The 735-nt window shown below is 38.6% G+C and carries 1 protein-coding gene; it reads right to left on the bottom strand.

Annotation, left to right across the window (positions count from 1 at the left end):
- Positions 1-134: 134 nt before the first annotated feature.
- Positions 135-599: an IS200/IS605 family transposase gene (gene tnpA, locus IV88_RS08950; protein ID WP_057800546.1), complete on the bottom strand. Its 465-nt coding sequence runs from the start codon at positions 597-599 to the stop codon at positions 135-137.
- Between the last annotated feature and the right edge of the window lie 136 nt (positions 600-735).

Here is a 735-nt window from a genome sequence, read left to right on the forward strand (position 1 = left end):
CCACCCGTAAAACGGGTGGTTTGCTCTGGAGCTATAAGCCCCTATGTACTTACCAGCGTCTCAAGGCGCTGGCTTTTTTGTCAAAAGCCAAATTGTATTTGCCACTGTTGCCGCCGCTTTAAGCGGCGTTTGTATTACTTACCTGGACCCCTGAAGGGGTCTTCATATTCTTTGACACTCAATTTATCTACTGCTTGATCATGTTTTTCCTGATCTTGAATATATTTCCTAATTGTTGATTCATTTAAACCTACCGTACTAACGTAGTATCCTTCTGACCAAAAGTGCCGGTTTCCAAATTTATATTTTAAATTTGCATGCTGATCAAACATCATTAACGCCCTCTTACCTTTTAAATATCCCATAAAACTTGAAACACTTTGTTTAGGTGGAATACTCACTAATAGATGCACATGATCTGGCATCATATGACCTTCTAAAATCTTTACACCCTTGAACTGACAAAGTAACCGAATATCTTTTTGTAGATCTTCGCGATATTGATTGTAGATTATTTTTCTCCTATACTTGGGTGTGAATACGATATGATATTTACACAACCATTTCGTATGGGCAAGACTATTTAATTTATTTGCCATATTAGTGCTCCCTTTCTTTTACAATGTTGGCTTCGACACCTTCATTCTAATCGAATGGGAGTTTTTCTGTGTAACAGATTATCATCCGCCCGCATAGCGGTGGTTTTTTGTTTCGCACGCTTTCGCGCACTCAACT

Source organism: Pediococcus argentinicus, from assembly GCF_001437605.1.
Classification (GTDB): Bacteria; Bacillota; Bacilli; order Lactobacillales; family Lactobacillaceae; genus Pediococcus; species Pediococcus argentinicus.

What these genes read in the sequence shown, in the direction of transcription:
- tnpA (WP_057800546.1), bottom strand. Translation starts at nt 599, where the DNA reads ATGGCAAATAAATTAAATAGTCTTGCCCATACGAAATGGTTGTGTAAA.